A 5,995-nucleotide genomic window follows, 5' to 3' on the forward strand; every position below is an offset into this window, starting at 1 on the left:
GAACCCTTATAGAGAAAGGCATTTAGCGATTTTTGTCAATTGTTTTTTATCTAGAGCGAACTAATCAATTAAGTCTCTTGCCAGATAAGGATTTAGTCGATTTATGCCCCCCTATCGAACCATACCAAGTAACGAAGAACCCATAAACTTAGAGTTTTTAAGCAGGAGAGTACGGATGATGACACCTAGTACGAAAAGAGAAACTGTACCAGCACCTAACACAGTAATTCACAAGAGGATTCAAGGCATTACTGAGGCAATTCTGAGCCTTGCTGATGCCAAACCAGGGTCAAGTGCTGACAAGGCAGTAGGAAACAACACAAATTCCGCAAATATGACAAAAGCTGGATTAGCAGATATCGCCAATGCTATTAACAATTTGCAGCTATCTGTGAAAGTACCTGCTCCAAACATTTCCATCAATATCTCTGTCTACATACTCCTCATTAACCTCAATATTTTTATCTGGTGGTGGCTGTGTCGCAATAAACGAGACAGGATGGGTTGTTTGATGAACAATATGCGGCAATCGAAATTATGGGATCAAGCAATGAAGGGATACAGTGGAAAAAATGAACTTGAAAAGCGATTTACATCTATCTTTGAAACGCCTGTAGAGTCTATCGGTTTAAGCTCCGAATCTTTAGGTGAACCAACTCTACAAGAAAAAGAGGAAGGCGAACAAAAATGGATGGATTTTGCTTCAACGATCCAGGATTTGTGTATGGAACTGTTGGGTTCTTTTGCGGTTGAATCCCCTGAAGCCAGACAACAAGCCGCTCCCCCAGCACCACCACGGCTAGAATTATTTCCTACTTCTTTAGAGGAGCAACTGACAGAGGAAAACCTAGCGCCAGCCCTGCCCTTACTTCACGAACTCAGTCAAGTTGAAGCCAGCTTGACACAAGAAGATCTGGACGTTGCCAATTTAGATCGTCTAGAAAGACAACTGGAAGTCCTGCAAAACAAATTAGCCGAGCATCCAGATTTGTTCAATGAAGATCTGGCCAGGAGTGCCTCAGAACCCTTGGGGAACAGTAAGCTCGCCCTGCGCTACCAGCGCCTGATCCAACTCCAGCAATTACGTCAATTAATCCTTCAATATTTTGCCTCAAATAGTTAAATCGCCGCAAGGAATCCAACCATGACCTACAACACCACAGAAACCATTCAACGCTTGTGGGCAACCTTTTTGAGAGATCAATTAGGAGCGATGCCACCGGAAGAGCGCCAACAGTACGAACAGCAACTCGAAGACCGTTTCGGTGAACTACTCAAGGGGGCGGCCGACGGTTCCAGTAGTCCCGATAGTTTCCTCGATTTAATGGGATTTGGACCCAAAGGACCGATTCCCTTCGAGAACGTTTCCTATCCCTATATCCAGCCAGATTTCGATGATTCCGTCGTTCCTAGTCAACTCCACGCCGCCGCCGAACTGTACTATATCTACCAACACGAACGGATGAAAGTTTTTCAAGTCATCCAAGTGCTGCAGCGTCTGTTTAGAGAGGGACGGATGCGGATTCAACGGGGACCGGGGGCGCGAGGTCTATATTTACTTGACAAATGGAAACCTTTGCGCTATACGATCCGCGATCGGATGATGGCCTACCGTCGCGCCTTTAACTACGGTAATGCCCAACCAGCTTCGGGGGCGATCATTAACCGCAATTTTCATCGGCAATTAGTCGGGTTTATGGTAGCTGTAGCCCAATATTTCCGGGATTTATTGATCGGGGAAGTAATTCGCGGCGGCACTCTCATTGAACAGCGACCCTTTGGCAGTATTGGCACAGTTCAACGCATCGGCTTGGATCTGCGCTATGCTCTCGATCGCTCCACCTACGGTAACATTTTGGCCCTGACGATGGAAACCGGACATTATCTCAATACGGTTCTCAACCTTTTGGATGCAGCCGATATCAAAAAAGCCTTCGATGCTAATACCAAATGGGATGTGATCGAAATCGTCTCCAATCGCTATCTGGGGGGTATTGCCGAACCTTCCCAACGGGCAAAAATGGCGGAAAGCGGTCGTCGGATTCTGCAATTTGTGGCTGATAACGACTTTAAAACCGCCCTTGACCCGATTTTATTCCAATCGGAACTCAGACCCATGGGTCCCCACTCGGAAGCTTGGTTAGCTGCCTATCGCATGACTCCCGAAGGCCGGGCCTTTCCGGGGGTAACTCCGGCGCTACGCAGTGTTATCGGTTCGGAGTCTGCTGGGGTGTAACGCTATTTTTTTAGAGGTGTCCCGATGAGTGCCACTCTTTTGCCCGATTTCTCCATTAACCTCAATCAACGCCGTTGGTCTTGTGTCCTCGATCCCAACCTGGCCTTATCGGATTATGGTCTGCTCCTGGTCAAACAATTAGGACGATTTCTCGAATTATGGATAGCGCGAGAATTTTGGCATCTAATTGATAATAGCGATGTTTTCGATCGCTGGCGGCCTTGGCTAGAAGCGTCCCCAGAGAAGGGCAATTGCCCATCCCTTCTTACTCCGGAACTTTCTTCTCAAACCCGTCGCACTTTGCGGGAATGGGAAAGACTGCGACTAGAGACGGATTTAGGTAATCATCATCTATTTTGGATCGGCGATGGGCTTGGTGAATCCCTTTTGCCCAAAGAAACCGACAGCAGTTTAGTCAGTCGTTGGGAATGGTTAGCCCGCAGTTTGGATAGACAAATTCACACTGATCTGCTCGGCTATGCTTTCCGAGATGCGATCGCTTTGAGTGCCGCCCTAGGGTCGGCCTTTATCCTAACCCATCGCTCCCCGGAAGATCGGGCCCGCAACTTACCCCCAGTAATCTGTTCCACCTTGGAGAGTTGGGGCATCAACTGTCAGGAAATTGACCAACAAGATGCGATCGCTGCTTTGGAACGGGAACAATTACGCCAGTTATTCATCCAGTCTGGAGTCTCCAAATTGCTCTGGATGGGGTTCCACCCAGTGGTTCTGCATTTAGTGGTTCCGGAAGCAATCAGGATCGCTCCTCCTCCCAGTTGGTGCGAAGATATTTCTGCGAGCGAATTGGAATTAGAAGACTGGTCAGAAACTAGGGGAGAAAAATTTGATTTTTGGCAGGGTGCAAGGGGATTTTGGTATGAGATTTAACGTTGAAAAACCTTCCTTTTATTTTTCCAGCTGACTTCTTACCCAATTCCGAAATGCTTTTACTAACTCTAGGTAATCTGTCTGGCCAGCTTGTTGTAAAAATATAGCAATTTCTAAGATGGGTAAATTAGGAAAAAACTGACTTGTTGGGGAGGTGATATAAGTGCCATTTTGTAATTGTTGGATAACCAGAGATTCCCCATTATAAACCCAAACCTCTGCCACGCCTAGATCTGCATAAACCTGAAGGCGATTTTGAGAACTGCTGGTGACATCAATTTCTATGACTAAATCTGGTGCAGGGTCTTCATTGAAGTCCAGTCGCTTTTTCCCCCGAACCGCCTCAATATTATCAATGTAAAAACATTCATCCGGTTCTGCACCACTCAATTTAGGGCGTTTAAAGGTGGTAGAACCAAGGGGATAAATCGGGACTGCTGATTCTTCCGCTAGGGTTTCGACAAAGCGACCGATGAGGGTTTTACTAAATTCGTGTTCTGGGGAAGGAGCCATGATTTCTAAATTGCCACGATTGTAGGTCAGCCGCAGACGGCGATCGCTCATTTCTTCTAGCAGCGTTTCGTAGGTTTCCCAGCTAATCCCGGACAGGTGAATTATTTCAGCCGGTGGTGCGAGCAGTGTTGCAGTCATAGATTCAAGCAAAAATCCCATGCTTCCATTTTAGAATACTGATAACTGATATATGAATAATTCACGACCAGATAGCGCCAATTCCCTCCGTATTAACCAACCAGACTTAGTAATGGTGGCCGTTGCCGGTCAAATTGCCCATCCAGTCGGTCAGGCTAATCCCTATCGCATCGGTCATGATGGCATACCCCGAATCCTTCCGGCCACCGGGGGAATTGTCCTCAATCAACGGGTTGGCGATCGCTGTGTGGGTTTAATGGGGGATCATATTGAGCCGGGGGTGGCTCTCCATAATAATAGTCGGGAAATTATCGGCAGTCGTCGCGGCCCGAATCTTGCCCTGATTACCTATGCTTGTTTGGGCAATCGCGCTAGGGTGATTACTGGACCTGCCACGGGTCAATCGGGTCTGGTGACGGGAAAACATGGCGGAGTGGACCATGTTTTGGTAGATTTTCCCCCTGCGGTTTTGCGTCGCCTACGGATCGGCGATCGAGTGCAAATCTATAGTTATGGTTTGGGGTTAAAATTATTAGACTATCCGGATCTGCGTTTATTTAACTGTTCCCCCGATTTTCTGCGACGTTGGGGTTTAATTCCTGGCGACCGCACTTTACAAGTACCCGTGACTCATTTTGTCCCTGCTGCTGCTATGGGTTCGGGATTGGGCAAAAATACAGTCTGGCGTGGTGATTATGATATCCAGCTATTCGATCCGCAACTTCGCCGCCGCTATCGTCTTGATACTCTTCGATTTGGCGATTTGGTTGCCATTGGCTCGGCGGATACCCGTCACGGTCCTAGTTACCGTCAAGGTCGGATTACTTTCGGGATTATCGTCCATGGCGATAGTACGGTCAGTGGTCATGGTCCTGGGGTTATGCCTTTACTAACGGGTTCCTGCCAACGTTTACAACCTCTCTACGATAGCAGGGCTAATTTTGCCGCTCTGTTTAATTTGCGATCGCTACCCCCCGCCCAAGTCTATTCTCCTCTGGTCAATTTTTCTGGTATTACCCCTCGGTCTGGGGAAGTTTCTGTTAGTCGCACTTAATTTTTTATGGTTGAGCTAGAAACTCAATTATTGTTAAGTTTTTCTAATTTCTTGGCAAGTTTTTCTGGAAAATTTTACAATGATCTCTTATAGCAAATCAAGCTTCGTCTTAATTAAAACCTCGATTTTTCCCCTAATCTACATTCCCAAATTAAATGTTAAGATTAGCCCAATTATTGGCAGAAATATATTACTGTAATCTTGACAAGACCGTCTTGCACCTACTTTTATTGATTGTTTCCTATTTTTCAGATAGACGAAGCTTTTATTTAGCCAGAAAACAAGTTAGGAGAGAAAAGACAATGAATAACCAGCATCAGCAAAATCTTGGCTCTTTGTTCACCGATGTGTCCTATCAAGTAGTTTCAGAAATTTATAAGCACGATCATCACTACTATATCATCCATCTAAAGGAAGATCAGGAAAAAAATTATTTAAAAGAATTAAAAAAATCTTTTGTTGAGGTGGATCAATTTGAAGTCAACGGTCAATATTTTATTATTCTCGATGTATCCGGTCAAATTAAATCTTCTGCCCAAGAAATCGCCCAACTTCTCTCGGAAAGAGAACTACAAATTGCCACCCTAGTGGCCCTGGGACAGGCTAATAAACAGATAGCCCATCGCTTACATATTAGTGAATGGACTGTTGCCAGCTATTTACGGCGAATTTTTGCCAAATTAGGGGTAGATAGTCGTGCTGCTATGGTCTTCCGTTGTGCCGCTCTCATTCAACTGTTGCAATCAGATTTCGATGTTCAGGAATTAGCAACTATTTAATTGGCTAGGGCTTGCTGAGTAAATCTAAAAACCTTGTTGGATAAGGTTTTTAGACTTTTTTGACCTCAAAAAGTGCCGAACTTTGGAGTGATTGGGGGGAAAATTCCTGGACTTTTTTCCTGAAAATTAGGTAATTGACCACCTGAAAATGAGTAAAACCCCACACCCCACACCCCACACCCCACACCCTGCCACCGGGAAAAACTTTTTCAGCAGACCCTACTTAATTAAGCAGTTACTACTTGGGAAGCTAACCGTTTAAAGGTCAATCTTTCATCGGCCACATCGACAAAAATCGTGTCTCCCCCTTTGAATTCGCCGCGCAGAATTGCCTTAGCGATCGGAGTTTCCACATATCTTTGTACTGCCCGTTTTAAGGGTCGCGCA

The 5,995-nt window shown here is 45.8% G+C and carries 7 protein-coding genes; 5 read left to right on the forward strand and 2 right to left on the reverse strand.

Annotation, left to right across the window (positions count from 1 at the left end; genetic code table 11):
- The first annotated feature begins 175 nt into the window (after positions 1 to 175).
- The 3 genes from PX481_RS20695 to PX481_RS20705 are packed head-to-tail and all read left to right on the forward strand — an operon-like array spanning position 176 to position 3,124.
- Entirely contained in the window at positions 176 to 1,123 is a 948-nt protein-coding gene (locus PX481_RS20695; RefSeq protein ID WP_288095744.1) for a hypothetical protein, read from the forward strand.
- Positions 1,124 to 1,144: 21 nt separating this feature from the next.
- Positions 1,145 to 2,236: a hypothetical protein gene (locus tag PX481_RS20700; RefSeq protein ID WP_288095746.1), complete on the forward strand. Its 1,092-nt coding sequence runs from the start codon at positions 1,145 to 1,147 to the stop codon at positions 2,234 to 2,236.
- 24 nt (positions 2,237 to 2,260) lie between these two features.
- Positions 2,261 to 3,124, forward strand: a complete 864-nt coding sequence (locus PX481_RS20705; RefSeq protein ID WP_288026990.1) for a hypothetical protein — start codon at positions 2,261 to 2,263, stop codon at positions 3,122 to 3,124.
- Positions 3,125 to 3,142: 18 nt separating this feature from the next.
- Here PX481_RS20705 and PX481_RS20710 read toward each other — a convergent pair whose 3' ends face one another.
- Positions 3,143 to 3,775 (reverse strand): Uma2 family endonuclease, encoded by a 633-nt coding sequence (locus PX481_RS20710; protein ID WP_288026992.1) that lies wholly within the window; start codon positions 3,773 to 3,775, stop codon positions 3,143 to 3,145.
- 52 nt (positions 3,776 to 3,827) lie between these two features.
- On the opposite strand from PX481_RS20710, the gene PX481_RS20715 reads away from it, so the two are divergent.
- Entirely contained in the window at positions 3,828 to 4,829 is a 1,002-nt protein-coding gene (locus PX481_RS20715) for a DUF4438 domain-containing protein (RefSeq protein WP_288026994.1), read from the forward strand.
- A 302-nt stretch (positions 4,830 to 5,131) separates the two neighbouring features.
- Positions 5,132 to 5,608, forward strand: coding sequence for a response regulator transcription factor (locus PX481_RS20720; RefSeq protein WP_223212958.1), 477 nt, complete (start codon positions 5,132 to 5,134; stop codon positions 5,606 to 5,608).
- 227 nt (positions 5,609 to 5,835) lie between these two features.
- Here PX481_RS20720 and PX481_RS20725 read toward each other — a convergent pair.
- Positions 5,836 to 5,995, reverse strand: a 160-nt coding sequence (locus PX481_RS20725) for a ClpB D2-like domain containing protein (RefSeq protein WP_288095750.1), incomplete at its 5' end; no start/stop codon positions are given.

The organism is Microcystis sp. M53603_WE2 (genome assembly GCF_030065435.1).